This window comes from Croceitalea sp. W27, from assembly GCF_055693185.1.
The window spans coordinates 974,500-1,000,352 of sequence record NZ_CM146327.1 but is presented as its reverse complement, the minus strand read 5'-3'; the positions used below and the strand labels follow the sequence as shown (position 1 = coordinate 1,000,352).

General features: G+C 35.9%; 25 protein-coding genes. 5 read left to right on the top strand and 20 right to left on the bottom strand.

What is annotated here, in order from left to right:
- Positions 1–172: 172 nt before the first annotated feature.
- On the top strand, positions 173–418 hold the full coding sequence (locus ACZ1GR_RS04505) for a hypothetical protein (protein ID WP_472611033.1): 246 nt from the start codon (positions 173–175) through the stop codon (positions 416–418).
- Positions 419–422: 4 nt separating this feature from the next.
- On the opposite strand, the gene ACZ1GR_RS04500 is transcribed toward ACZ1GR_RS04505, so the two are convergent.
- From ACZ1GR_RS04500 to ACZ1GR_RS04450, 11 genes are all read right to left on the bottom strand, one after another.
- Positions 423–2,006, bottom strand: coding sequence for an amidohydrolase family protein (locus ACZ1GR_RS04500; protein WP_472611032.1), 1,584 nt, complete (start codon positions 2,004–2,006; stop codon positions 423–425).
- Between the two features lie 18 nt (positions 2,007–2,024).
- Positions 2,025–2,561 (bottom strand): DinB family protein, encoded by a 537-nt coding sequence (locus ACZ1GR_RS04495; protein ID WP_472611031.1) that lies wholly within the window; start codon positions 2,559–2,561, stop codon positions 2,025–2,027.
- Positions 2,548–5,064 carry a M14 family metallopeptidase gene (locus ACZ1GR_RS04490; RefSeq protein ID WP_472611030.1) on the bottom strand — a complete coding sequence of 839 codons (2,517 nt, stop codon included), beginning with the start codon at positions 5,062–5,064 and terminating at the stop codon, positions 2,548–2,550. Before ACZ1GR_RS04490 ends, ACZ1GR_RS04495 begins: the two co-directional genes overlap by 14 nt.
- Before the next feature lie 51 nt (positions 5,065–5,115).
- Complete coding sequence (locus tag ACZ1GR_RS04485) at positions 5,116–6,333, bottom strand: sensor histidine kinase (protein ID WP_472611029.1); 1,218 nt, start codon at positions 6,331–6,333, stop codon at positions 5,116–5,118.
- A gap of 156 nt (positions 6,334–6,489) precedes the next feature.
- On the bottom strand, positions 6,490–9,852 hold the full coding sequence (gene secA, locus ACZ1GR_RS04480) for a preprotein translocase subunit SecA (RefSeq protein WP_472611028.1): 3,363 nt from the start codon (positions 9,850–9,852) through the stop codon (positions 6,490–6,492).
- A gap of 135 nt (positions 9,853–9,987) precedes the next feature.
- Positions 9,988–10,212: a DUF2795 domain-containing protein gene (locus tag ACZ1GR_RS04475; protein ID WP_013551418.1), complete on the bottom strand. Its 225-nt coding sequence runs from the start codon at positions 10,210–10,212 to the stop codon at positions 9,988–9,990.
- A gap of 126 nt (positions 10,213–10,338) precedes the next feature.
- Positions 10,339–10,896, bottom strand: a complete 558-nt coding sequence (locus tag ACZ1GR_RS04470) for a cob(I)yrinic acid a,c-diamide adenosyltransferase (protein WP_472611027.1) — start codon at positions 10,894–10,896, stop codon at positions 10,339–10,341.
- A 41-nt stretch (positions 10,897–10,937) separates the two neighbouring features.
- Positions 10,938–11,819 carry a DUF6624 domain-containing protein gene (locus ACZ1GR_RS04465; RefSeq protein WP_472611026.1) on the bottom strand — a complete coding sequence of 294 codons (882 nt, stop codon included), beginning with the start codon at positions 11,817–11,819 and terminating at the stop codon, positions 10,938–10,940.
- Between the two features lie 221 nt (positions 11,820–12,040).
- Positions 12,041–12,442: a hypothetical protein gene (locus tag ACZ1GR_RS04460; protein WP_472611025.1), complete on the bottom strand. Its 402-nt coding sequence runs from the start codon at positions 12,440–12,442 to the stop codon at positions 12,041–12,043.
- Between the two features lie 98 nt (positions 12,443–12,540).
- Complete coding sequence (locus ACZ1GR_RS04455) at positions 12,541–14,415, bottom strand: ABC-F family ATP-binding cassette domain-containing protein (RefSeq protein WP_472611024.1); 1,875 nt, start codon at positions 14,413–14,415, stop codon at positions 12,541–12,543.
- A gap of 17 nt (positions 14,416–14,432) precedes the next feature.
- A complete protein-coding gene (locus ACZ1GR_RS04450) occupies positions 14,433–15,599 on the bottom strand; it encodes a lipoprotein N-acyltransferase Lnb domain-containing protein (protein WP_472611023.1) in 1,167 nt (388 codons plus the stop codon).
- Positions 15,600–15,704: 105 nt separating this feature from the next.
- Between ACZ1GR_RS04450 and ACZ1GR_RS04445 the strand changes: the two genes are divergently transcribed.
- Positions 15,705–16,472: a CDP-alcohol phosphatidyltransferase family protein gene (locus ACZ1GR_RS04445; protein WP_472611022.1), complete on the top strand. Its 768-nt coding sequence runs from the start codon at positions 15,705–15,707 to the stop codon at positions 16,470–16,472.
- On the opposite strand, the gene lptB is transcribed toward ACZ1GR_RS04445, so the two are convergent.
- The 4 genes from lptB to ACZ1GR_RS04425 are packed head-to-tail and all read right to left on the bottom strand — an operon-like array spanning position 16,469 to position 19,408.
- Positions 16,469–17,209: an LPS export ABC transporter ATP-binding protein gene (gene lptB, locus ACZ1GR_RS04440; RefSeq protein ID WP_472611021.1), complete on the bottom strand. Its 741-nt coding sequence runs from the start codon at positions 17,207–17,209 to the stop codon at positions 16,469–16,471. The two genes, ACZ1GR_RS04445 and lptB, sit on opposite strands and share 4 nt — an antisense overlap.
- A gap of 54 nt (positions 17,210–17,263) precedes the next feature.
- Complete coding sequence (locus ACZ1GR_RS04435) at positions 17,264–17,614, bottom strand: carboxymuconolactone decarboxylase family protein (protein ID WP_472611020.1); 351 nt, start codon at positions 17,612–17,614, stop codon at positions 17,264–17,266.
- Positions 17,604–18,443 carry a twin-arginine translocase subunit TatC gene (gene tatC, locus ACZ1GR_RS04430; protein ID WP_472611019.1) on the bottom strand — a complete coding sequence of 280 codons (840 nt, stop codon included), beginning with the start codon at positions 18,441–18,443 and terminating at the stop codon, positions 17,604–17,606. The genes ACZ1GR_RS04435 and tatC overlap by 11 nt, the downstream gene beginning before the upstream one ends.
- Positions 18,443–19,408 (bottom strand): KpsF/GutQ family sugar-phosphate isomerase, encoded by a 966-nt coding sequence (locus ACZ1GR_RS04425; RefSeq protein ID WP_472611018.1) that lies wholly within the window; start codon positions 19,406–19,408, stop codon positions 18,443–18,445. Before ACZ1GR_RS04425 ends, tatC begins: the two co-directional genes overlap by 1 nt.
- A 195-nt stretch (positions 19,409–19,603) precedes the next feature.
- Between ACZ1GR_RS04425 and recQ the strand changes: the two genes are divergently transcribed.
- Positions 19,604–21,805, top strand: a complete 2,202-nt coding sequence (recQ, locus tag ACZ1GR_RS04420; protein WP_472611017.1) for a DNA helicase RecQ — start codon at positions 19,604–19,606, stop codon at positions 21,803–21,805.
- A 50-nt stretch (positions 21,806–21,855) separates the two neighbouring features.
- Here the strand turns inward: recQ and ACZ1GR_RS04415 are convergent, their stop codons facing one another.
- From ACZ1GR_RS04415 to ACZ1GR_RS04405, 3 genes are read right to left on the bottom strand one after another with little or no spacing between them, the layout of a single operon-like run.
- Positions 21,856–22,164 (bottom strand): CCC motif membrane protein, encoded by a 309-nt coding sequence (locus ACZ1GR_RS04415; RefSeq protein WP_472611016.1) that lies wholly within the window; start codon positions 22,162–22,164, stop codon positions 21,856–21,858.
- 3 nt (positions 22,165–22,167) lie between these two features.
- Positions 22,168–22,506, bottom strand: a complete 339-nt coding sequence (locus tag ACZ1GR_RS04410) for a CCC motif membrane protein (RefSeq protein ID WP_472611015.1) — start codon at positions 22,504–22,506, stop codon at positions 22,168–22,170.
- An 11-nt stretch (positions 22,507–22,517) separates the two neighbouring features.
- Positions 22,518–22,781: a DUF2752 domain-containing protein gene (locus ACZ1GR_RS04405; RefSeq protein WP_472611792.1), complete on the bottom strand. Its 264-nt coding sequence runs from the start codon at positions 22,779–22,781 to the stop codon at positions 22,518–22,520.
- 126 nt (positions 22,782–22,907) lie between these two features.
- On the opposite strand from ACZ1GR_RS04405, the gene ACZ1GR_RS04400 reads away from it, so the two are divergent.
- Positions 22,908–23,453 carry a Smr/MutS family protein gene (locus ACZ1GR_RS04400; RefSeq protein ID WP_472611014.1) on the top strand — a complete coding sequence of 182 codons (546 nt, stop codon included), beginning with the start codon at positions 22,908–22,910 and terminating at the stop codon, positions 23,451–23,453.
- Here the strand turns inward: ACZ1GR_RS04400 and ACZ1GR_RS04395 are convergent.
- Complete coding sequence (locus ACZ1GR_RS04395) at positions 23,450–23,947, bottom strand: hypothetical protein (protein ID WP_472611013.1); 498 nt, start codon at positions 23,945–23,947, stop codon at positions 23,450–23,452. The genes ACZ1GR_RS04400 and ACZ1GR_RS04395 overlap by 4 nt on opposite strands.
- Positions 23,948–24,057: 110 nt before the next feature.
- On the opposite strand from ACZ1GR_RS04395, the gene ACZ1GR_RS04390 reads away from it, so the two are divergent.
- Positions 24,058–25,203, top strand: coding sequence for a cysteine desulfurase family protein (locus ACZ1GR_RS04390; protein WP_472611012.1), 1,146 nt, complete (start codon positions 24,058–24,060; stop codon positions 25,201–25,203).
- Here ACZ1GR_RS04390 and ACZ1GR_RS04385 read toward each other — a convergent pair.
- The gene (locus tag ACZ1GR_RS04385; RefSeq protein WP_472611011.1) at positions 25,200–25,853 is read right to left on the bottom strand and encodes a hypothetical protein; all 654 of its coding nucleotides are present in this window, start codon (positions 25,851–25,853) and stop codon (positions 25,200–25,202) included. The two genes, ACZ1GR_RS04390 and ACZ1GR_RS04385, sit on opposite strands and share 4 nt — an antisense overlap.

Genomic DNA, 25,853 nt, shown 5'->3' with positions numbered 1-25,853 from the left:
GTTTAAGTGCATTTTATATCGGTGAAGTGTTTCCTATGTTAGGGTTGCTTATCGGTAAATTAGCGCAGTTTGCCGTATGTAATCATTTATAACGAAAAATTAGTGCTTTTCAACGAATGAAACCGTATTCAGATATGTATGCTGCGTTATAGTTATAACAAAGCCCAATATTATGAAAGCTATCTTAACCTTAACATTTGTACTTTTCTTCGGAGCAACTGCAATCGCTCAAAATGTAAATACCGATAAAAAGATAGCTACTATAGAAATGGGTGTTGTATTGACTACTAACGTTAAAGTTGAAAACAAAATAACTACTACAACAGAAAGCAAAGTTACTAGAGTCTACAAATTCAAAAATACTAGAGTAAAAAAAGCTTTAGTTTTTGAAACTAAGGCCGCTTCTAAAATTGCTTAAGCAGTTATTCTTTAATGCCGGGCTGCTTTAAACTATAATCTATTTTTTCTTTTTCATTTGCCACCGTTCTTTTTACATCTTCTAAAAGGGCCTTTGAGTTAAAGATAATACCATCTTTAATAGTGTATTTTACACCACCTACCCGAACAACTTCATTATCATTGGTTAGTTTAATGGCTCCAGTGCCATAAAGTACTTTTAAATTTTTCAACGGGTTTTCTTCAACGATTGCAAAGTCTGCCAATTTCCCAACCGCTACGGTACCTACTTTGTCTGAAATTCCTAAAGCTTCTGCTCCATTAAGTGTTGCAGAACGAATTACCTCTAAAGGATGAAAACCAGCTTCTCTAAGGAGTTCCATTTCTCTAATGTAGGCGAACCCATATAGTTGAAAAATAAACCCGGAATCAGACCCTGTGGTTACCCGACCACCTCTATTCTTATATTCGTTAATAAAAGTCATCCAAAGTTTATAATTCTCCCTCCAAGCTACTTCTTGCTCCGTGCCCCAATCATGCCAGTAGGAGCCATGACTAATTTTACTAGGTTGGTAAAACTCCCATAACGAAGGCAACGTATAATCTTCATGCCATTCGGCTCGTCTTGCCCTTTGCAGGTCTCTACTGGCCTCGTAAATATTAAAGGTTGGGTCCAAAGTGAAATCTAAACTTATTAGTTCGTTCATTACATTGTTCCAATGTTCAGAATAGGGTTTTGCTGCCTGTTTCCATAATTTCCCTGCTTCTTCAAAGCGGTTTTGTTCATTTTGGTAATTATAGTCTAGTGGATAATCTTGAACGGTTCTATCTTCAAAAAGTGCTTCGGGCAGTCCATACCAGTGTTCCATGCTCGTTAAGCCTGCTCTAGCGGAGTTGAGCACATTCCATCGGGCTACATCTAATTGTGCATGATGGCATGCAGAACGCAGTCCCAGTTTTTTATTTTCATCAAGAGCGGCCGACATAATCTCCGGTGAGGCTCCAAAGAATTTGATACCATCTGCGCCACGTGCAGCGTTCGCTCTAACCCATTTTCTTGCTTGTTCAGGGGTTGAGATAGGCGCGTCGTTCAACGGATTGAAATCTTTCGTCTGCTGTCCAAAACCAGTATAGGCAAAGATTCTGGGGGCAATTATTTCGTTCTTTTGGCTCTTTCGCTTTAAATCTAATGTCCAATCTATTCCGCGTCCGCTTGGCTCTCTAACTGTAGTAATGCCGTGCGCCATCCAAAGTTTAAACACATAATCTGCTTCAGCCCCTTGGGCAATGCCTCCAATATGACCATGCATATCAATAAACCCAGGTAGTAAATACATACCTGAACAGTCAAGTTCTTTTCCACCAGGTTTTAATTTAGGTCGTTTGGTATCATCAATTGCAACTCCAGGGTAGCCGACAACTTGAACTTTTACAATTCTATTATTTTCTACGACGATGTCTATCGGACCTCTTGGGGGTGCTCCATTTCCATTTATCAGGGTTACTCCCCTTATTATTAGTTGGTTAAAGGGCCCTTCGCTCAGTTTCTCTTGAGAGAAGACAGTTTGGCTCAGTACAACGGCTAAAAAAAAATTGAGTAGTTTTTTCATTTGGTTCAAGGTTATTTTTTATCTAATTCCTAATCCCATATCTTCGATTTTGTACAAATGATTATGGTCATGCATCAATAAATGCCTAAGCATGATATATGGCGTATAGGTTTTGTATTCTGGATGAACGGCCTGCTTAGACCAGTCGTTTAAACTAAACATTTTAGCTAATTCAATAGTTTTTTTCCGTATTTGAAAAAAGTCATCAATAGTCTTTTTTAAGTTTAAGTTCAAAAAAAATAATTCGTCAAAATTATCTCCAGAGAGCGGTTCAAAAGTCGGTTTTTCCTCATCGCCGAACATTTTCAGTCTTTTTTGAAAACCATAAATATCCCCTACCGCTATATGGGTTGCATGTTCATGAATAGACCATTTGTCTTTTATAATCTTTGCCTTGTAAAGTTCTGGGTCAATTTCATCAATTAACTCACTTAGCAATCTAGGCGTTTCATTTAAAGCATGTAGTAGTGGCTCAATTTCTCTATTCATTATTCTATTCAAGACCCATTTTGGAATTATTTGGGCATAAAACATATATATTTTAATCTGGCACATCTATTTTATCTCCTAAGAACAAGGCATTCAAAAATAGTCGGTTGGTACCATACCAAGACCCTCTAAAGTTGGGATTGTCTGCAAATAGCACAACACGCCCTCGACCAACTTTGCTAACCACTAAAGAGGCAGATTTTTTTAAGTATTCATTACTATTTTTCTTTGTGATGAAACCGTCAATTAGCGGATTTTTTGAATATTGTGCGACCGTTGAATATTCATTTTTGCTTGGAGCTATCCAGACGGAATTATTCTTATAAACGGGAATTTGAGTATCTCGATAGCCAAAAGCTAAAGGATGGGTAAGGTCTAAATCTACCTTAAAAATAACACCGCCAATAGCCTCTTTGCCAATATTTTCAGGGGCATCGACATAAGGCTTCCTTTTAACAGTTTCAGTAGAGTCTTTTTTATCGTTACTGATCAATTCTTCTTTAACCAGTTTTTTATCGATAGCCCATTTTGACGCCATACTGATGGTAATTAGCGTATTTCCTTTACCGACCCAATCTTTGATTTTTTGTTGTTGGGTTTTGGATAGATTATACCTACCCGAGACCATGACCAAGGTATTGTATTTATCGAAATTGATGCGATTAAAGTTTCGCATCGGAATTTTGGTTATCGGCATATGAACGCGAGTATCCAATAAATGCCATACTTCTCCCGCTTCATAAGAACGGACACCATCACCAATTAACATTGCAGCTCTTGGTTTACTAATGGGTGATACATAGCGACTACCTAAATCTATACCCTTTAAGCTGTAGCCGGTTTCAACGGAATAAGCAGGCACCTTAAATTTATTTTGCGCTTGCTTCATTAAAGCGTAAACTTCGTTATCATCTTTTTTCTGTAGACTTACCGGAACGACTAGGGCTCCATAGTTAAAAGTGATATTACCGCCCCTAGTTTTAGCAGTAAAAGGCTTAAAGGATGAAGAGACTTTAATATTGTTTTGTTGAAGGAAGTTCAATGCTGCTGTAGCATTGTAGTCATCATAATCAATGATATAGGCATATTCTGACTTCTGTAAGGCTTTTGCCTCAATAAAACTGTCCGTGCTAATGACTTTTTTACCAAGGTTTAAACCGGTCACTGCTTTATATTTCATATTGTAGAAATTAGCAACGGACCAAGCCGAAGCATCGTAGTAGACGCTGTCCCGATACTTATTATAGGTTTCAAACATGGTCTGGACCATACGGTATTGTGGTTGTTTTGTCGGCACTACAAAACTGTTTTCGGACTCATATACATCAATTTTATGAAGGAGTAGTTTATCAATAAAAGCCTTAACCCTATTTTTGTCGTAATCATCACTAAAGGAATATCCTCTTACTTTTGATTTTCCTGAATTGGTTAATGCACTTTTAAAGAACTCTTGCTGATATTTTCTCAAGTATGCCTTGTTTTCAACAGCAGCTTTTACTGTAGTAATGCTAGAGATGTATTGATTTCTTATGGTGAAAGGAAAAGTAATTTCTCCGAAGGCCGTTTTTTGTTTGTGTCCTCGCGAGCTCGCTTGCTCAAAAAGAAGACCTAAACCTCCTTGCAAATCAGGATAGGAAGAGCCATACCCTGGATAAGTACCATCAAATACTTCTTTTGTAAAGTAAAAAGAGCCGATGCTATCTAAAGCCTTTGAAAAGTAATTGCCAAAGAGATTATTTAAGTCCTCATAGTTTTCCTTGGGCATAATAGGATTTAAAGATCCATTGGTTTTCATAGGTTCAAAGAAGTAGGAGCTTTGACTGCCCATTTCATGAAAATCTGTTACCACGTTTGGATACCATTCATGATACCAATTTAATTTCCCTCGACTTTCGGGGTTTATGCCTAAAAGCCAATCACGATTTAAATCGAACCAATAATGGTTGGTTCGGCCCATAGGCCAATATTCGTTATGTTCAGCGTCTTGCGGGTCAGCAACCAGTGGACTACCCTGATAGGTGTTTGCCCACTGTGTATGCCGATCTCTACCATCTGGATTAATGGTAGGATCGATAAAAATGACAGAATGTTTTAAGTATGTATTGATTTCAGGGTTTTGCGATGCAACCATGGTATAGGCTGTTAGCAAAGCAGCTTCTGAACTAGAGGGTTCATTACCATGAACGTTATAGCCTAAATTGATGAAAATAGGAACATCATCAAAATTCGTAGGTGATTTTGACGGGTCCGTAAATGCTAAATGTTGCTTTTTAAGCGCCTCAAGATTTTTAAGATTTTCAGGTGTAGTGATAGTGAGAATAACCAACTTTCGACCTTCGTGAGTTTTTCCATACTGATATATACTTGCTCTTTCTGAGACTTCTGCCAATTTGGTCAAATAGCTTACTATTAAATCGTGTCTGGTATGGTGTTCTCCGATACCGTATCCCAAAAATTCTTCCGGCGAAGGTATATCAGGATTAAAGGGGTGAAATTTTTTATAAAAGTAATCTTGAGCAGAAAGCGTACCACTAAAACATAGCGCTACAAGAAGTAGTTTCTTGAACATTTGGTTGGTCCCATTTTTAGTTATCCTTTAAAGATAAAAAAACAAAACCAGTTAATCGACCGAATTAAACTCTTCGATGATTTCCTCAAAAACAATACGGTAGTAGGTTCCTTTTGTTTCTATATCCCTCTCGATAGTGCCCCTAAGCTGGCGAGATAAATTGTGGATCAATTTTAAACCTAAAGATTTAGAATTTTTTGGATTAACACTTTCAGGAAAACCAATGCCGTTATCACCAAGATACAATTCGTATTTTTTCTCTTCTTGGGCGCTTAGCTCGATGAGTATTTCTCCTGAATTCCCTTCCGGGAAGCCATATTTTAAGGCGTTGGTGACCGTTTCATTTATAATTAGCCCTAATGGGATAACGGTATCAATACTCAATTTAATATCGGCAACATCTAATTTTAGATCAATTGTATTCGTACCACCCTTAATTGAACGGATTAAGTATTCACACAATTCTTCTATATATGGTTTAAGTTCTATTTTAGATAAGTAGTCATCTCGTTTGTAAAGCATTTCGTGAACCATGGCCATAGATACCACTCTATTTTGACTACTTTTTATGATGCTACTTATTTTATCGTCTTCGATAGATCTTGATTGTAAGCTTAAAAGACTCGATACCGTTTGAAGGTTGTTTTTAACCCGGTGGTGTACTTCTTTTAAAAGGGTTTCCTTTTCTTCGATACGGGCCTGTACTTCACGCCGAGATTTATAAAGTTTATGATGCGCCTTTAATAGATTTCTTCCAAAAACTCCTCCTAAAAGGTACACTGCAAATAGAATACTTAAAAAAGCGAACCAATCTTTTGAGGTCTCTGGTATCGTATCATGACCATGATTAAGGTTGCTTACATCATGTAAAAAAATAAGACCGACTAAAAGAAGATTTATAAAAAGATAAATTTTGCCATAAACCCTAGTGGTTACGTAACCTGCAAAAACCACTATGGCCAAAACAAAAATAAAGGGACTTCTGATTCCACCACTGTATAAGGTGATTATAATACCGCAAACCATTGCCAGAATAGAGGTGATATTATAAGTAAGTGTTAGGTTTTTATGTGATTTGAATAACAGTGTATTAATAAAATTTAAACCCGAAAAAGCGAAAAAGAAGTAGGGTACAACTCCCTCTATATCCAATAAAAAGAAACATATTAACCCAAAGAATAAAGAAAAAAGACAGGCAAAGTAGTTTACCTTTAAAACCAATTGGGTTTTATCCTGCAATCTATAGTTATCCTTATTTGGAATGTTCATGCTAAATTGGTTATTTCAATAAGCTTAAAAATAAGCCTAAATCTTAGGTTTGGGGGCCGAATTATAATGTAAATCTAAATATGTTTTGCTACATAATCAAAAACGGCAACCTAAATTTGGTCACCGTCTATTGATATTACAATTTTTTACAAAATTCTAATCTTCTATAATAACCCACTCACCTTTATCAATAAGGGGTTCCGCCTGTTTATACTTAACAACTTTACTCTCTCCAGACATTACATTTTTAATAGTGACTCTTTCGTTTCGCCCAATTTTGGGTCTTTCCCTAACAATAGTTTCGGTTTTTTGAGGTCTTTGCCCTTGAGATTGACCTGCAGCTCGGTTTTGTGCTGCTAGCTCATCGCTATTCGGAATTTCCTCTTTCGATATTTGCAATTTCTCTTTTGGTCTTCTAACGTTTCGAGCTTCTTGAATCTGATTTGTATTTTCTGAAGGCAGTTCTCCTTTGAATAAAAAGGAAATCACCTCTTTATTTACCTTGTCGATCATGCTCTTAAAAAGTTCAAAAGCCTCAAACTTGTAAATAAGTAGGGGGTCTTTTTGCTCATGTACAGCTAATTGCACAGATTGCTTCAATTCATCCATTTTACGCAAGTGCGTTTTCCAAGAATCATCGATTATTGCAAGAGTAATGTTTTTTTCAAAGTCTGTAACCAACTGTTTTCCGTTACTATCATAAGCCTCTTTTAAGTTGGTGACCACGTTTAAAGATTTTATGCCATCTGTAAAGGGAACGACAATACGCTCGAACTTGTTGGTTTGGTCTTCGTAAACTTTTTTGATTACCTGAAAAGCAGTTGTGGCACTTCGCTCCATTTTTTGCTGGTAATGCTCGTATACAATTTTATAGACTGTATTCGCAATTTCTTGAAAACTTAATCTATTAAAGTCTTCTTCTGAAATTGGAGAGGTAATTGAAAAATATTTGATGAGTTCAAATTCAAAATTTTTGAAATCATCGGCCATTTTATTGGTCTCTGCAATCACTTCACAAGTATCGTATATCATGTTGGCGATATCGACTTTTAGGCGCTCACCTTGCAATGCATGTCGCCTTCTTTTGTAGACTACTTCACGTTGGGCGTTCATGACATCGTCATATTCCAATAAACGTTTACGAATACCAAAGTTGTTTTCTTCTACTTTTTTCTGGGCACGCTCTATAGACTTGGTCATCATAGAATGTTGGATTACCTCACCTTCTTCAAGCCCCATTCTATCCATCATCTTCGCTACTCTATCAGAACCGAACAGACGCATTAGGTTATCTTCCAAAGAAACATAAAATTGAGAGCTTCCAGGGTCTCCTTGTCGTCCAGAACGACCACGTAATTGTCTATCTACACGTCTAGAATCATGTCTTTCAGTACCAACGATGGCTAAACCACCGGCAGCTTTTACCTCTGGGGAGAGTTTAATGTCGGTACCACGACCCGCCATGTTTGTTGCGATAGTTACAATACCACCTTGACCTGCTTCAGCAACAACATCAGCTTCCTTTTTGTGCAGTTTTGCGTTGAGCACGTTATGCGGAATCTTACGAACGCTCAATAATTTCGAAAGTAATTCTGAAATTTCTACTGATGTTGTACCGATCAATACTGGTCTACCCGCTCTTGAAAGCTCAGTAACTTCTTCAATTATCGCGTTGTATTTTTCGCGTTTCGTCTTGTAGATTAAATCATTTCTATCATTACGGGCAATAGGTCTATTAGTAGGAATCTCTACAACATCTAATTTGTAAATTTCCCAGAATTCGCCGGCTTCGGTTACGGCAGTACCTGTCATGCCTGACAGTTTATTGTACATTCTAAAATAATTCTGAAGGGTTACCGTGGCAAAAGTTTGGGTTAAGGCTTCAATCTTTACATTTTCCTTAGCTTCAATAGCTTGATGTAACCCGTCTGAATACCGACGACCATCCATAATACGTCCGGTTTGCTCATCAACAATCATTACCTTATTGTCCATCACAACATATTCCACATCTTTTTCAAAGAGTGTATACGCCTTTAGCAATTGACTCATGGTATGAATGCGTTCACCTTTTACAGCGAACTCTTTAAAAAGCTCTTCTTTAAGCTCGGCTTCTTTTTCTATATCAAGGTCTTGATTTTCAATCTTTGCGATTTCGCCACCGATATCTGGCATTACAAAGAATTCTTTATCCATATCACCAGAGATATAGTCAATACCTTTGTCGGTAAGTTCTATTTGGTTGTTTTTCTCTTCAATGGTGAATAACAAATCTTCATCAACCTTAGGCATTTCACGGTTGTTATCTTGCATGTAGAAGTTTTCGGTCTTCTGTAACAACTGTTTTACCCCCTCTTCACTTAAAAATTTGATGAGCGCCTTATTTTTTGGTAATCCACGATGAACACGTAGCAATAAAAATCCGCCTTCTTTGGTGTCGCCAGCGGCTATAAGTTTTTTAGCCTCTGCCAATACGCCTGTAAGATGTTGACGTTGTTTTTGAACAATATCCGCAACCTTAGGTTTTAACTCGTTGAATTCGTGTCTATCGCCTTCTGGTACCGGGCCAGAAATAATCAAAGGAGTACGTGCATCATCTACCAAAACCGAATCGACCTCATCTACAATCGCATAATGATGTGGTCTTTGTACCAAGTCACTTGGTGTGTGTGCCATATTATCCCTTAGGTAATCAAAACCAAATTCGTTGTTGGTACCGTAAGTAATATCTGCATTGTAGGCGGCCCTTCTACCTTCTGAGTTAGGTTGATGTTTATCTATACAATCTATGGTAAGCCCATGAAATTGAAAGATAGGGGCCATCCAGGCACTATCTCGTTTTGCTAAATAATCATTCACCGTAACCAAATGGGCACCTTTACCTGAAAGTGCGTTCAAATACAGTGGTAAGGTCGCTACTAAAGTTTTACCTTCACCGGTCTGCATTTCTGCAATTTTACCTTGGTGCAAGGCAATACCACCGATAAGCTGCACATCGTAATGAACCATATCCCAGGTTACTTCTTTTCCGGCAGCATCCCATGAGTTTTTCCAAACGGCCTTTTCACCTTCTAAACTTACGTAATCGGCAGAACCGGACAAAGATCTATCAAATTCATTCGCGGTTACAGTTAGCGTTTCGTTGTTGGCAAAACGTTTAGCAGTCTCTTTAACAACGGCAAAAGCTTCTGGTAGAATTTCATTTAAGGTTTCTTCAGAAATTTTGTAGGCTTCTTCATTAAGCTTGTCAATTTCAGTATAGATTTCCTCGTTTCTATCGATATCTGTAGACGCTTCAACTTCTTTTTTAAGTTCAGCTATCTTATCATGGATGTCTTTGCAGTTTTCTTGAATTTTGGCTTTAAAAGAAATTGTCTTTTGACGCAGCTCGTCGTGACTTATAGCTTCTAATTCTTGCTCAAAAGACTTGATTTTTTTGACCAAAGGCTGCATCGACTTTACATCTTTCTCTGATTTATCTCCTACAAAAACCTTTAATACAGAATTTAAAATACTCATTAGGTGATTTTTTGTTTAATTCAGCAAAAGCTATTCCATAGTTCGGAATGGCTAAAACTTACTCGTAAGGCTGCCAAAATTACATAAAAAAAGCCTCAAAAAGAGGCTTTTTATTAGGGTTTTGTTTATTGAAAATTAATACTCATCCTCATTCCAGAGGTAATCTTCCTCAGTGGGATAGTCAGGCCAAATTTCCTCGATGGACTCGTAAATTTCACCACCTTCTTCTTCCATTGATTGCAGGTTCTCTACAACTTCTAACGGAGCTCCAGTTCGGATGGCATAATCTATTAATTCGTCTTTGGTGGCTGGCCAAGGCGCATCACTTAAATATGAAGCTAATTCTAATGTCCAGTACATAGTAACGGTTTGATTTTAAATTTTTTGCAAAAATAATTTTTAAACCCAAATAGCCAAGCAATTTTCTATTTATTTAAAAAAATATTTTAAACAATGTTATTGTGTAACGCTGAAAATTGAAATTTATTAGTCCAACTTTTCAGGAATCCATTTGACTTCTTGAGCTTGTAAGTCTTTTGACAATTTTCGTGCCAATACGAAAAGGTAGTCTGAAAGCCGGTTTACATAGGAAAGTACAGTATCAGGTACGGGCTCATTTTCATGTAAATAAGATATCATGCGTTCAGCCCTTCTGCAAACCGTTCGGGCCACATGACAGTATGACACCGTGGTATGACCGCCAGGAAGTATAAAATGAGTCATTTCTGGAAGTTCTTCATTCATTTTATCAATTTCCTGTTCTAGTAATTGAATATCTTCTAAATGAATTCTAGGTATTTTTAAGCGATTATCTTTTGAGGGTTCTGTGGCTAAGATTGCACCCAGAGTGAACAATTTATTCTGAATAAGTGCTAAAACCTCCTTAGAATTGGCATCCATTTCTTGGTCTCTAAGCAGGCCTAGGTTGGAGTTTAATTCATCTAGTGTGCCATAACTTTCGATACGGATATGGTGTTTTGGAACTCGCTTACCTGTAAAAAGTGCTGTTGTGGCTTTGTCACCTGTTTTGGTATAGATTTTCATAGTTGATTATTCGATAGTTGGATTTTTGGATAATTTGCTAACTATTCAATTCCATATTTTGTAGAAATCTGATTTCTTATACTCTCATCTGCAAGTTTAACTCCAGCTTGACTACCATAAATTTGATAACCTTCTTTTTGATGGTAAATACGATCAATCAACATTTTAAATGGTATCATGCTTAATTCTTCTTCATGAACAGCTTTCTGTATTGTAGGTAAATAACGTTCCATCATTTCTAAATTGGAATGTTGAATAACAGTCCACATGGTAGAATCAAATTTTTCTCCAACTAATGATTTCCCTATGTAAGTTTTATAGATGGAATAAATTGAATCTATAGATGTTTGATTTTTTTTGTCAATTTCCTCTTGTTGTAACATATTTCCATTGGATTCTTTGCGATATAATTTATCACTTTTAGATATTTTTTCCATCAAAGAAGCCAAGCTTATTTCCAAAGAGTTTTCTTTTGCGTATTGTTTAATGTCAAAAGGAGTATTCTTGCTATTCTGAGTTTTTTTCTTGCATTCTGATTCATGAAAAGCATACAGTTCAGGTATTTTTTTATTAAAATGGTTGGTTTGATTCTTAAATGATTCAAAATAATCACATACTCCATCCGATTTTACTGATTTTAAGAAAGCAATTTTTATGTTTTGTTTGTCCTCTCCTAAGCTATTAAATGCTGTAGCTATATTCCAATAATCAGCTACATTAAAATTCTCAGTTCTATTTTTAACTGCTTTTTTAGTCTCTTTAATAATCATGTTACTAAAACTAAAAGCCTTATCTGAAATACCTTTTCTTTGACTAGGGACGTATGCTAAAATTTCTTTTTCAAAGTTGTCATAAGTGAATTGGTTTTGACAAAGAACTAGAGAAGAAAAAGAGAAAAATACAATAGTACAGATTAACTTCATTTCAATTTATTATTTTTTGATAACTGATAACTGATAACTGATAAACGTCAACTGTCCTTACCATGTCTTTTTTTACCCTCCATAAAGGAACGCGATTTGCGCTTTTTATTGTTTCGTTTGTTTTTGAACAGAATGGCAAAATAAATCAATATCAAAACGCCTAAAATATAGAAAACGGTATTGTTCATTTCAAGAAAACTTTATCCTTACAAATTACTTTTTTAAATTCGAATGAAGAAATGTTCTTTCTGTTGCTCCCTTCGAATGAAAATAACTCCGCAATAGTACATGTTTAGGCTTACGGTTACTTTTTCAGATTGCACAAAATTCAACCAATTTGTTCTAGACTCTTTGTCCTTATTGATGCTGTTGAAAATAATTAAACTTTCATTATGCAAATTAGTGTTTGAAAATAGTTGTTTTGGATTCAAATTTTTAATTGATTCAAAAAACAGCATATCGGTTTCGTTTGGGTCGAATATGCTATTTGGAAAACTCAATTTTAATTTTTGTTTATAAACAGAATTGCCCTTTATTTTTATGTTGTTAAAATCAAAATAGAGAACGCTTTTAATCAAAACATCTAAAGTTTTATCCTTTGATTTTCTTGGTTTCTTGTACAAACATTTTGTCAGGTAATTAAATACAAAAGGCGAATGTACACCATGATGGTTGGTAGAGTTTAATAGAAACTTTAAATATGTGAAAAATGGAAAATACATTAGCCTTTTAAAAGTGCGCCCAGTTCAAACCATCTTTCGGTCTTTTCTTCGATATTGGTGTCTAATTCACCTAACTCCATAGAAAGAGCATTTATTTCATCCCCTGACAAACCACTTTCTGTAAATTTAAGCTGAAGCTTTTGTTTTTTCTCTTCTAATCGCTGTATTTCCTTTTCAAGTTTGTTGTACTCCTTCTGTTCATTGTACGAAAGTTTATTGCTTGAATCTTTCTCTTTCCTATTAACTTTTTCAGATTTTTCAGCTCTATTTTTTGTTTCTCTTTCTTCGATAAGTTTACTGCTTTCGTAAGAACGATAATCTGAATAATTTCCAGGAAAATTTTCCACCAAACCGTTTCCTTCGAAAACAAAAAGATGGTCTACAATTTTGTCCATAAAGTACCGGTCATGGGAAACCACTATTAAACAGCCCGGAAAGTCTAATAGAAAACTTTCTAAAACATTAAGTGTAACAATATCAAGGTCATTGGTAGGTTCATCTAATATCAAGAAATTAGGATTTTGAATCAAAACGGTACATAAATAAAGGCGCTTGCGTTCTCCACCACTTAATTTCTCTACAAAATCATATTGTTTTTTTCTATCAAATAAAAAACGCTCTAAAAGTTGTTGTGCCGAAATTTGGCGGCCTTTTTTTAAGGGAATAAAATCTCCGAATTCCCTAATTACATCGATTACTTTTTGTCCCTCTTTTGGATTTATACCTCGTTGGGTGTAGTACCCGAATCTGATGGTATCTCCAATAACAATTTTACCAGAGTCTATAGATTCACTTCCTGTGAGAATGTTTAGAAAGGTTGATTTTCCAGTTCCGTTTTTACCAATAATACCAATACGTTCTCCTTTGGTAAAACTATAGTCAAACTTATCTAAAATTGTCTTTTCACCGTATGATTTATTGATGTTGTGGAGTTCCACTATTTTACTGCCAAGGCGCTCCATATTCAATTCTAATTGAACTTCATGTGCTGTTCTACGTTGACTGGCCCTAGCTTTTATTTCATGAAAATCATCTATTCTAGACTTTGATTTTGTGGTTCTAGCTTTTGGCTGTCTGCGCATCCAATCCAACTCTTTTTTGAAAAGGATTTTACTTTTATGCTGTTCAACAGCTTCACGTTCAAGTCGAGCATCTCTTTTTTCTAAATAATACGAGTAGTTACCTTTATATCCATAAAGTTGATTGTCGTCTAACTCTATTATTTCATTGCATACTCGTTCTAGAAAATAACGGTCATGCGTTACCATAAACAAGGTTATGTTCTCTTTTTTAAAGAACTCTTCTAGCCACTCTATCATTTCTAGATCAAGATGGTTGGTAGGTTCATCTAAAATTAAAAGGTCAGGCTTGTTTATCAATGCATTTGCAAGTGCTAAACGCTTTTTTTGCCCACCGGAGAGCACTCCTACCTTTAAATGAAGTTCAGTAAGATTTAACTTGAAAAGTATTTGTTTGTACTGTGTTTCGAAATCCCAGGCGTTCAAACGTTCCATTGCCTCAAAGGCACTTTGGTAAGCGTCTTGGTCATCTGGATTTTGAACCGCTTCTTCATAGTCGGCAATAACCTTCAATACTTCGTTGCCGGAATCAAATATGGTTTCTTCTATAGTTAATTTGGGGTTTAAATCAGGTTCTTGTTCCAAAAAAGAGATTTTGATTCCTTTTCTAACCGTAATTTGTCCTGTTTCAGCTGAATCTTTTCCTGAAATAATATTTAGAATAGAGGTCTTGCCACTTCCGTTTTTGGCGATTAGCGCTATTTTTTGATCTTTATTGATTCCAAATGAAATATTGGAGAACAATACCAATTCACCGTACGATTTCGAAATATTCTCTACAGTAAGTAGATTCATAAATATTTAATTAAGACTTAAATTTTCTTCAGTAAGAATAAATACCTTGTGACCAAAGCAAGCATTAAAGGGATGTTGAGTGGTGATAGAATTTGAATTTTTAAAATCCATATTAGAATAACAATTGCAATGCATGTCAATGCAAACCACAAATAGCGCCGAAGCCAGGTAGGTCGCTCTTTTTTTGAAATAAGACTAAAAGCTACAAAAAGGTTTGCGGGCATTAACCATAAAAAGTTGAAATTTTTAATGGTAACAATGTGGTCGGTAGCTAGCCATAGCATTAAAATTAGTAGCCCCGCAATTCCTGAAATAAGAAATAATATAAAATCGAGCCATTTATTGTTGCCGTGATGTCTGTGGTCTAAAATGGTAATGGCAATTACAAAAGACAAGAACATCATAAACCAGAACAACGGAGAAGTAAGAAGCGAATCTTGGTCATTACCCGAGTCTTCAGGATAGTTTAAAATAGTACGTTCGCGCTTTAAAATTGGTTTGCCACTCTTTTCGGTATTTTTTAATTGTTCCATGGCGTAATAAGGCATAAACATATGTTCCCTGAGGGTTGCCGTTCTGTCTGTAATGCCTCCAAATGCCAAATCAATACCAAACGCACCCCAAGAATTTAGGGGTAAATACTGTCGTACCAATTGTCTAAAAGTAAATCTTTCTTTTAGGTGCTTGTTGTTGAATTCAATTTGATCTTTAAATTGATTTTCTAAAATATCGCCTGTAATCGTCGAGCAATTGTTAAAAAGGGGGTCGTAGGCATAGTCCCTATTTTCAGGTAGATAATTCGTTTCTAAAAATTGAAAAAGCTCTCTCGTCTCTTCTGGGGTCAAGTCCAAAATTTGCTCTTTTACCCATCGTTTTTCCAATTCATAATCATAAAGAAAGTTTTCAAATCTCCTTCGGGAAAGGGAATAAATTAATTTTCCTTTTGCAAAATTAAGATAGAAATTAGGTTTGTTAAAATCAAAAGTTCCATAGTTGTAGACGACATCGATGCCTAATTGAATGTCTTGTACCCTAAATGCGGTATGGCCGAATGACGAGAATAATTCATTGCCTGTGGCGCAGGTAATAACGCTTATTTGGGCTTTGTCGGATAGTTCCGGGATTTGGGAAAATATCCCAAGGCTATAAAAGAAAAAAGAAAATAGGAGTAACTTTAGTTTCATTGGTTGTAATACGTGCGCAAATATCAAAATAAAAACTAGCAATAGAATGACTAGCAAATATAAAAATGGATTTTTAGCTTATTTTTACGAAAATCAAGTGTTTTCATGAAGCGACATATACCTAATTTCATAACTCTATTAAATGTTTTTTGCGGGTGTGTGGCAACAGTTTTTGCAGTATTAAATCAATTAGAATTTGCTGCTATTTTTGTGTTTTTAGGTATTTTCTTTGATTTTTTTGATGGCCTTGCTGCTCGTCTGCTGGATGTTAAAAGTGAACTGGGGGTACAGTTAGATTCCTTGGCAGATATGATTACCAGTGGTTTAGTACCAGGTATCGTAATGTTTCAATTAATAAATGATGCAGTGGATTTAAATATTATGTCTTCTTGGGAAGGAACGCTATATGCTTTCCCTAGTGGACCATTTGATACCAACTCTAATGAAATTCATTTTCTTGGCTTTTTTGGTTTTATAATAACATTGGCATCGGCCTATAGACTGGCCAAATTTAATATTGATGAGAACCAAGTTTCTTCATTTATTGGTTTGCCTACACCAGCGAATGCCCTATTAATTTTATCGTTACCACTCATTTTACTTTATCAAAATAATGAGGTTTTAAATGAAATAATTTTAAATCAATGGTTTTTAATCGGAGTGACCTTACTGAGCGCGTTTTTATTAAATTCAAAAATTGAATTGTTTTCTTTTAAACTGAATAATGCAGGTTTTAAAGAGAATGGAATAAAATACCTTTTTTTAATAGGTAGTTTGGTTTTGCTGCTCACCATGAAGTTTCTTGCGATACCTTTGATCATAGCCTTTTATATTTTGGCTTCTCTTGTTGAAAAGCAGTTTAAAACTGCCTAAAAATCCAGTTTCTTTTTACGGAGTTCAAAATTCTGACCCAAATATACCTGTCGTACCATTTCGTCTTCGGCTAAATCTTCTGGAATACCGGCTTTTAAGATTCCACCTTCAAACATAAGATAAGAGCGCTCAGTAATGGCTAAAGTTTCTTGTACGTTGTGGTCCGTAATTAGAATTCCAATGTTTTTGTCCTTTAGCTGCGCCACAATACGTTGTATATCTTCTACAGCGACTGGATCCACCCCAGCAAAGGGTTCGTCCAATAAAATAAATTTAGGGTCCGTAGCCAATGCCCTGGCTATTTCTGTACGCCTTCGTTCGCCACCAGAAAGCAAATCTCCTCTACTTTTACGAATATGGCCCAAACCGAATTCGTCAATTAGGGATTCCATCTTCATATGCTGCTCTTTTTTAGTAAGATTGGTCGTTTGCAACACGCTTAATATGTTTTTCTCGATGCTTAACTTTCTAAAGACAGAAGCTTCTTGGGCTAAGTAGCCAATTCCGTTTTGTGCCCTTTTGTACATGGGGAAGTTGGTGATTTCCATATCATCCAAATAAATATTTCCTCCATTTGGTTTAATAAGACCAACTATCATGTAAAACGAAGTCGTTTTGCCAGCACCATTAGGCCCCAGTAATCCTACAATTTCTCCTTGGTTGACCTCTAGGGATATGCCTTTTACTACTTTTCGACCCCTGTAAGCCTTCATTATGTTCTCAGCACGTAACTTCATGTGGCACCAAATCTAAACATATTCTGTTTTAACAAATTGGTCTTTGTGATATTTTTAAGCCTTGGCATTTTCCAATTCTTCCCAATATTCATAGGCTCTTCTCAAATGAGGGATAACAATGGTGCCCCCTATAAGAGTGGCAATGCTCAATGTCTCCATTACTTCATCTTTAGTAGCCCCTTTTTCTTGTGAGCTTTCTAAATGGTATTTTACGCAATCGTCACATCGTAAAACAGCCGAAGCCACTAAACCAAGTAACTCTTTGGTTTTAACATCAAGTGCTCCCGGCATAAAAGCATTGGTATCTAAATTAAAGATGCGCTTTATTACTTTATTATTTTCTGAGAGTAACTTATCGTTCATTTTTGCCCTATAGGCATTGAACTCTTCAACTTTATTTGGCATTTTTAAACTCTTTTTCTTTTTTGGCTTCTCTTTTTAAAACCAGTTTAGATATGTAAATACTGACTTGGTACAAAATTAAAACAGGGATGGCAACCACGATTTGACTTGCAACATCTGGAGGAGTAATGACCGCGGACAAAATCAATACAATGACCAACGCTATTTTTCGGTATTTCTTTAATATTTCAGGTGTAACTAGCCCTACTTTTGTTAAAAAGAAGATGACAATGGGTAGCTCAAACATAATACCGCAGGCGATAACTGCGGCCCGCACAGTGCCTACATATGAAGCCAAGTCAATTTCATTGGTTACTTCTTGACTAACCTGATAAGTTCCTAAAAAATTTATAGATAATGGGGCTACTACATAATACCCGAATAAGACACCTAGAAAAAACAGAAATGAAGCGACAAAAATAAAGCCTTTTGAATACTTCTTCTCATTGTCTTTTAGCCCAGGGCTAATAAAACGCCATAATTCCCATAAAACATAAGGGAAACCAACTATGAAACCGACCCAAATAGAAGTCCAGATATGGGCTGAAAACTGCCCTGACATAAGTCTACTTTGAATTGTAAAAGGGAGTGAGTCACCACAAAATTCGGAGTCAATTCCAAAAAAATTAGCAACATTACAAAAGAACCTGTAGGTGGGAAAATCGAGATTTTTTGGACCGAATAAAACAGTGTCAAAAATAAATCCTCTCATTGTAAATGCCACACAGCCTACAATTACAACAGCTAAAGTGGAACGAATTAAGTGCCATCTTAGCTCTTCCAAATGGTCTAGAAAAGACATTTCGTCTGGACTCTTTGCTACTTTTGCCATTATAAAATACCTTCTTTTATAAGGTTGTGAATATGAACCACGCCTACATATTCTTCTCCATTTAAAACTAAAAGTTGCGAGATACCCATGTCTTGCATGGTCTCTAGCGCTTTTACAGCTAATATGTCTGCTTGAATAACTTTAGGGCCCAAGGTCATGATATCTTTTGCTTTTAAGCCCGCAATATTCTCATACTTATTAAGCATTCTTCGAATATCGCCATCAGTAACCACACCAATCACTTTATCATTTTCTATTACTGCGGTAACACCAAGCATTTTCTCTGAAATTTCAACGATGACACCTTTAACATCTGCATTGATGTCAACTTGAGGTTTAAGATTGGTACCTACAATATCATCGACCCTTAAATATAGTTTTTTCCCCAAAGAACCACCAGGGTGATATTTGGCAAAATCTGAGCTGCTAAAACCTTTTAATTCTAAAAGAGATATAGCCAATGCGTCACCCATGACCAATTGTGCCGTTGTGCTGGTTGTAGGAGCTAGGTTATTGGGGCATGCCTCCTTTTCTACATAGGTATTAAGCACGAAATCTGCTTGTTTAGCAAGCACAGAGTCCATATTACCCGTTATACCGATTAATTTGTTTTTCCCTCTTTTAATAAGTGGAATAAGCATTTTTATTTCTTCAGTATTTCCACTTTTAGAAATACAGATTACCACATCGTCTTTTAAAACCGTTCCTAAATCACCATGTATGGCATCAGCGGCATGCATAAAAATTGCAGGAGTTCCGGTAGAATTAAATGTTGCGGAGATTTTAGTTGCAATGATGGCACTTTTGCCAACGCCGGAGACAATTACTCTTCCTTTTGACGCTAAAATACACTTGGTGGCCGCTTCAAATTGAGAATCGAGATTCGAAATCAAATTTTTGATTGCATCCGCTTCATTTTCAATCGTTCTTTTGGCAATCGATAAAATAGACTTGTCGTTTTTCAAGGTAATATTGGGCTTATAATTGTATTCCTCAAAGATTGTCTTATCTTTAAGATTACAAAATTAAACAAACTATATTTTATAAATCATGATGAAGGGTTCAATTATTGATTCCTTCGTTTAGAAATCTTTAAAATGCACACCCTTTTAAATCTTTGTATTTATTAGGTCGATTTAACAAATATCGGAACCCTCGTAATGAGTCTTATAACTTCGGATTTACATACTTCTTTAAAAAAATATTTTGGCTTTTCTAAATTTAAAGGGCTACAAGAACAAGTTATTTTAAACGTACTTGAACAGAAAGATACCTTTGTGATAATGCCTACGGGCGGCGGAAAGTCTTTATGTTACCAGCTGCCAGCCCTGATGCAGAAAGGAACCGCAATCGTTGTTTCACCGCTGATAGCACTGATGAAAAATCAGGTAGATGCCATACGTGGTGTGTCTTCTGAACACGGTGTTGCCCATGTTTTAAATTCTTCCCTTACCAAAACAGAAGTAAGACAGGTAATGGAAGATATAACCAATGGTGTCACAAAATTACTTTATGTCGCACCAGAATCTTTGACTAAGGCTGAATATGTTGATTTTTTAAGAACGGTCACTATTTCATTCGTTGCTGTTGATGAAGCACATTGTATCTCTGAGTGGGGGCACGACTTTAGGCCAGAATATAGAAATCTTAAAAGTATTATCGATCGCTTGGGAGATAACATCCCTATTATTGGTCTTACCGCTACTGCAACACCTAAGGTTCAAGAAGATATTATAAAGAATTTAGGCATGACCAATGCGAAGGTCTTTAAAGCTTCTTTTAACCGTCCTAATTTGTTTTATGAAGTTCGGCCAAAAACGGTAAATGTTGACGCAGATATTATTCGTTTTGTAAAACAAAATCAAGGTAAATCAGGTATTGTGTATTGTTTGAGCAGAAAGCGTGTCGAAGAACTGGCTCAGACATTGCAGGTAAATGGGGTCAGCGCGGTGCCTTATCATGCCGGTTTTGATGCCAAAACACGCTCAAAATACCAAGATATGTTCTTGATGGAAGATGTCGATGTAGTTGTTGCAACAATAGCATTTGGTATGGGTATAGATAAACCCGATGTACGATTTGTTATCCATCATGATATTCCTAAAAGTATAGAAAGCTATTATCAGGAAACTGGAAGGGCAGGACGCGATGGAGGAGAGGGCCATTGCCTTGCTTTTTATTCGTACAAGGATATAGAAAAGCTAGAAAAGTTCATGTCGGGCAAACCGGTTGCCGAACAAGAAATCGGCAATGCCTTATTGCAAGAAATTGTCGCTTACGCGGAGACATCAATGTCTAGGCGAAAATTTATTCTTCATTATTTTGGGGAAGAATTTGATGGTGAAAATGGTGAAGGTGCCGATATGGATGACAATGCGCGCAATCCGAAGAAAAAGGAAGAAGCTAAAGAGGAAGTAGTTAAGCTTCTCAAAGTGGTAAAAGGCACAAAAGAAAAGTTTAAGACCAAAGAAGTTGTCAAAGCATTGGTAGGTAAAACAAATGCGCTAATTTCTTCTCATAAAACCGACGAAAAAGAGTTTTTCGGGTGTGGTGCTGATAATGATGAGAATTATTGGATGGCCCTAACAAGACAGGTACTTGTGGCCGGATTACTTAAAAAAGAGATTGAACAATATGGGGTGTTGCATTTAACTGGTCAGGGAGAAGAGTTTTTAAAAACACCATCATCTTTTATGATGACCAAAGACCATGTTTATAGTGCTGAAAATAATGATGCTATAGTTACCGCCGCAAAATCTGCAGGAGCTGCAGCAGATGAAAATTTACTTAAACTTTTAAAGGACTTAAGAAAAAAAGAGGCCAACAAGCATGAAGTTCCTCCGTTTGTTGTATTTCAAGATCCTTCATTAGATGACATGGCGTTGAAATATCCTATCTCTATAGAAGAATTACTCAATATTCATGGGGTAGGAGAGGGTAAAGCAAAAAAATATGGAAAGCCTTTTTTGGCGCTCATAAGTACCTATGTAGAAGAGAACGATATCATGCGGCCTGATGATTTGGTTGTTAAAAGTACAGGTGCCAATTCTGGGTTAAAACTATATATCATTCAAAATGTGGATAGAAAATTGCCACTTGATGATATAGCTGCCGCAAAAGGACTCGAAATACCACAACTGATTAAAGAGATGGAGCAAATCGTTTTTAGTGGTACTAAGTTAAACCTGGCTTATTGGGTAGATGAAGTACTTGATGAAGACCAACAAGAAGAAATTCATGAGTATTTCTTAGAGGCAGAATCTGATTCTATCGATGATGCGGTGGAGGAGTTCGATGGCGACTATGAAGAGGAAGAACTGCGATTGTATCGCCTTAAGTTTATAAGCGAAGTAGCGAATTAAACAAAAAACCCGAAGTTCAACTTCGAGTTTTTTTTAGAACTATTTAAAGACTAATAATTATTAAACTCTCCGGAAGAGACCATAGCAATGATTACCCCAAAGTAAATTATTAGTAAAACCAGCGAAATCAAAGAAAGGGCAAGACCAATATAGGAAAGAATCCTCCCTGTCTTAATATTGCTGTAATCACTATACTGATCTGGATTTTCATTATATAATTTTTCAGCTGTTTTGGCTTTTGATAAACCAATAATACTGAAAATTGCTGCAAATGGTCCACAGCAGACTAGAGACCCAACTATTGAAATTATTCCCATAGTCATGACGGTACTAGCTCCTGGTAATGGTTGTTGATTCATAATTTACTTATTAAAGTACTCATTCATTTTTTCTTGAATTAACTCTTGATCTTGAGACATTATTACATCCCAACCAACAATCGAAATTACCCAAATGAAAAACGCTATAACCAGTAAACCTAAAACAAGACCAATAATTCCAAGAACCCTACCAATTTTGGCGTTACCTTCTCCAGTATAAAGTTCAGGACTTTCTTTAAATTTCTTAAGAGCAATATTTCCTAATATTACGGCTATTAAACCAAATAATATTCCGAAAATACCATAACAGCAAAATGATACTATTGATAGTATTCCAAAGACTAAAGTTAAGGTTGCATTTGGTAATTTTTGTTGTTCCATTATTAAAGTATTTAGTTTAAAAGTTTAATTATAAAGTTGATTATTATTAATAAGACACTAGAAATACTAAAACCGATGATAAATAGGTTTCCATATTTTAAAGTAAATAACTTGTTTAAAATAAGTATTCCCATCAACGGAATTAAGGTAAAGATTGCCGGGTACATATGAAAAGCAGCTACAAACTCTCCTTTAAATAGCAATAAAACCGATCGTTGCAAACCACAACCGGGGCAATCGAGACCAAATAAACGCTTGTTTAAACAAGGTAACATATAGTCTTTAACGGCCAAAAAGTATATTGCTAATCGGTAACTCATTTAAATTTTGGTTATTCGGGGTCAAAATACTATTATTTTTGAAATAGGGTTAGCAGTTAATTGTATTTTTTTGAACAAGTAATGCATACATTTAAGATAGGGGATAACGTTGAGGTTTTAGATGAGGCTATAAAAGGAAAGGTAATAGCTGTTTCTGGTATGGAGGTACGATTAGAAACTACGGATGGTTTTGAGATGGAATATGAGCCGTCGCAACTCGTTAGAATTGAAGGTGAGCTGAAAGTCATAAACTATGATGTAGCGAAAATTAAAAACATTAAGAATACCCCTAAAAAAAGAAAGAAAGAAATTGTTAAACCAAAAGAGCGAAATGCTCCAAAGATGGAGGTTGACCTTCATATCCATCAACTAACAAATTCCACTCGAGGTATGAGTAATTTCGACATGCTGAATCTACAGTTAGAAACGGCAAAACGGCAACTGGAGTTTGCCATAAAAAAACGCATTCAAAAAGTAGTTTTTATACATGGTGTTGGCGAAGGTGTTTTGAAAGAGGAGTTAATATACCTTTTTAAGCGATATGAAAATGTAGAATATTACGATGCAGAATATAAAAAGTATGGCTTAGGGGCTACCGAAATTTACATTTATCAGAATAACAACTAGTTAGTAGTTTCAATAGTTTCAAACTCACTTGTAGTAAGGTCAATAATACTTTCACCCGCAGTATTTGTAATAATAATACCTTCTAATTGTATCGTATGGGTAAAGGTTACGGAGTCTGTGGTGGTGGTTGTAATAAGAACCCTACCTTCACTCGCCTCGATTTCTTCTATAACATTTGGTGTGGCCGGGGGTATATCGTCGCAGAAATAACCAGAAGTGATGGTTCCGTCAAAAAGGCGATATGTTAGTTGTGAATTGCCAGGTATGTCACTGGTAATAACTTCGGTTGAAACTTCATTTCGCAATAATCCTTCCCCTAATTGAAGAATTAAAGCTTCATCACCTTCAATCTTGAAAAAAAGTCGAGTACCGATAGATAAGGTTTCACAGTTTTGTGCTGTTACGTCATCAAAATCGATAGCTTCAATTTGTAAGTCCCCATCACTGCAGGAAAAAACCACTACTCCTATAAATAGTACAAATAACTTTTTCATCGCTTCAAATTTAAAGTAATTCCATTTGAATAGGGTGATGGTTTATTCTGTTTTTGGAAATAATTAACCTTATTAGGTTATTTTTGCCTACGGAATTCTTAAGATAGTTAATGCAAAAAGTTTATTTAGATAATGCCGCTACAACCCAGCTTCGCCCTGAAGTAATTGCTAAAATGCAAGCAGCTTTAGGTGTTTATGGTAACCCTTCATCTACCCATAGTTTCGGTAGGTCTGCAAAAACCGGTATTGAAAAATCACGCAAGACAATAGCTAAGTATCTTAATGCGCATCCTGCTGAGATTATTTTCACTTCTGGCGGTACAGAGGCCGATAATATGATTTTAAGATGTGCGGTTCGTGATCTAGAGGTCAAGACCATTATCACTAGCAAAATTGAGCACCATGCCGTATTACATACTGCCGAAGAACTTGAAAAAGAATTCGGTATCGACCTGTGGTTCGTGGATTTAGATGATTGTGGAAACCCTAGAATTGATCATTTAGAAGAATTGCTTAACAAAAATGATTCTAAGAAGTTGGTTAGTTTAATGCATGTTAATAACGAACTAGGCAATTTATTGGATATTGAAGCCGTATCGAATCTGTGTGAAAATTGTGATGCATTGTTGCATTCAGATACTGTTCAATCGGTTGGTCATTTTGAATGGAACCTTGAAGAGACCAAAATTGATTTTTTAACCGCTGCAGCTCATAAGTTTCACGGGCCAAAAGGTGTTGGTTTTGCTTTTGTACGAAGAAATTCAGGCTTAAAACCATTTATTTTCGGGGGAGCGCAAGAACGTGGGTTTAGGGCCGGAACAGAGTCTTTTCATAATATAATCGGTTTAGAGGAAGCTTTTGTGCAAGCTTATGATAATCTAGAAGATGAAAAAAAGTATGTTTCTGGTTTAAAGCAATACTTTACTGCCCAAGTCAAAAAAGAACTGCCCGGAGCCAAATTCAATGGACTTTCAGGAGATATGGATAAAAGCACCTATACCTTGGTCAGTGTTTGTCTGCCTTTTAGTCAAGAAAAGTCGCAGATGCTTTTATTTCATTTAGATTTAAAAGGAATTGCGTGTTCTAAGGGCAGTGCATGTCAATCTGGTAGCGATAAAGGTTCTCATGTGCTTACAGAGATTTTATCAGCTGATGATTTAGCTAAGCCTTCTTTACGTTTTTCATTTTCTAAGTACAACACTAAAGAAGAGTTAGATTATGTTATTGGCGTTCTAAAGGAATTTTCAAACGATTAATTCTTGCGTTTTTTTCGTTTTTTCTCCTTATCATAGGGAAATTTTTTGGTTGCGAGTTTCATCATTCTATCGATAAGCTCAGTAGTATTCTTACCGGTTTTCTTTGTTATCTCCTTTTCATACTTCCAAAGCAATTTGCCCGATGCACCATCGCTAATTTTGACCCCAATTCTACCATAATCGGCATCACCACTGAAATAATCTAAAAATTTGAAATCTGTAGGCACACCTTCTGAAAGCAAAATATTCAAATCAAGATTACCACTAATAATGCCATCAACCTCTAAAATATCTGACAACTGTTTTACTGTGTAGATATCAATATTCTCATAGGTGATGTTGTTTTGAGCTAAAATCGCATTTGTGTTTTTAATGTTCTGAAATTCTACATTGAATTTTTTACGCTTTTTTCTTCTAGAAAAATAAGTCTCTAGAGCATCTTGAACTGCATAACCTTCACGTTCGGCCAACTTTATTTTTTCTTCTTTAGACAAAGTTTGTTTTAGTTCTAATTTGGCTATAAATGGCACTATGGCCAAGACTTCATGATTTTCACTTAACTGATCGAACCTGCTATTCTCATAGATGTTCTTTTGTGAAAAGGCTTGAAAGCCTAGCAGCATTGCTATGAAGAGAAGTGTTTTTTTCAT

Coding starts and splice junctions, on each gene's coding strand:
- ACZ1GR_RS04505 (WP_472611033.1), top strand. CDS start 173: ATGAAAGCTATCTTAACCTTAACATTTGTACTTTTCTTCGGAGCAACT.
- ACZ1GR_RS04500 (WP_472611032.1), bottom strand. CDS start 2,006: ATGAAAAAACTACTCAATTTTTTTTTAGCCGTTGTACTGAGCCAAACT.
- ACZ1GR_RS04495 (WP_472611031.1), bottom strand. CDS start 2,561: ATGTGCCAGATTAAAATATATATGTTTTATGCCCAAATAATTCCAAAA.
- ACZ1GR_RS04490 (WP_472611030.1), bottom strand. CDS start 5,064: ATGTTCAAGAAACTACTTCTTGTAGCGCTATGTTTTAGTGGTACGCTT.
- ACZ1GR_RS04485 (WP_472611029.1), bottom strand. CDS start 6,333: ATGAACATTCCAAATAAGGATAACTATAGATTGCAGGATAAAACCCAA.
- secA (WP_472611028.1), bottom strand. CDS start 9,852: ATGAGTATTTTAAATTCTGTATTAAAGGTTTTTGTAGGAGATAAATCA.
- ACZ1GR_RS04475 (WP_013551418.1), bottom strand. CDS start 10,212: ATGTACTGGACATTAGAATTAGCTTCATATTTAAGTGATGCGCCTTGG.
- ACZ1GR_RS04470 (WP_472611027.1), bottom strand. CDS start 10,896: ATGAAAATCTATACCAAAACAGGTGACAAAGCCACAACAGCACTTTTT.
- ACZ1GR_RS04465 (WP_472611026.1), bottom strand. CDS start 11,819: ATGAAGTTAATCTGTACTATTGTATTTTTCTCTTTTTCTTCTCTAGTT.
- ACZ1GR_RS04455 (WP_472611024.1), bottom strand. CDS start 14,415: ATGAATCTACTTACTGTAGAGAATATTTCGAAATCGTACGGTGAATTG.
- ACZ1GR_RS04450 (WP_472611023.1), bottom strand. CDS start 15,599: ATGAAACTAAAGTTACTCCTATTTTCTTTTTTCTTTTATAGCCTTGGG.
- ACZ1GR_RS04445 (WP_472611022.1), top strand. CDS start 15,705: ATGAAGCGACATATACCTAATTTCATAACTCTATTAAATGTTTTTTGC.
- lptB (WP_472611021.1), bottom strand. CDS start 17,209: ATGAAGTTACGTGCTGAGAACATAATGAAGGCTTACAGGGGTCGAAAA.
- ACZ1GR_RS04435 (WP_472611020.1), bottom strand. CDS start 17,614: ATGCCAAATAAAGTTGAAGAGTTCAATGCCTATAGGGCAAAAATGAAC.
- tatC (WP_472611019.1), bottom strand. CDS start 18,443: ATGGCAAAAGTAGCAAAGAGTCCAGACGAAATGTCTTTTCTAGACCAT.
- recQ (WP_472611017.1), top strand. CDS start 19,604: ATGAGTCTTATAACTTCGGATTTACATACTTCTTTAAAAAAATATTTT.
- ACZ1GR_RS04415 (WP_472611016.1), bottom strand. CDS start 22,164: ATGAATCAACAACCATTACCAGGAGCTAGTACCGTCATGACTATGGGA.
- ACZ1GR_RS04410 (WP_472611015.1), bottom strand. CDS start 22,506: ATGGAACAACAAAAATTACCAAATGCAACCTTAACTTTAGTCTTTGGA.
- ACZ1GR_RS04405 (WP_472611792.1), bottom strand. CDS start 22,781: ATGTTACCTTGTTTAAACAAGCGTTTATTTGGTCTCGATTGCCCCGGT.
- ACZ1GR_RS04400 (WP_472611014.1), top strand. CDS start 22,908: ATGCATACATTTAAGATAGGGGATAACGTTGAGGTTTTAGATGAGGCT.
- ACZ1GR_RS04395 (WP_472611013.1), bottom strand. CDS start 23,947: ATGAAAAAGTTATTTGTACTATTTATAGGAGTAGTGGTTTTTTCCTGC.
- ACZ1GR_RS04390 (WP_472611012.1), top strand. CDS start 24,058: ATGCAAAAAGTTTATTTAGATAATGCCGCTACAACCCAGCTTCGCCCT.
- ACZ1GR_RS04385 (WP_472611011.1), bottom strand. CDS start 25,853: ATGAAAAAAACACTTCTCTTCATAGCAATGCTGCTAGGCTTTCAAGCC.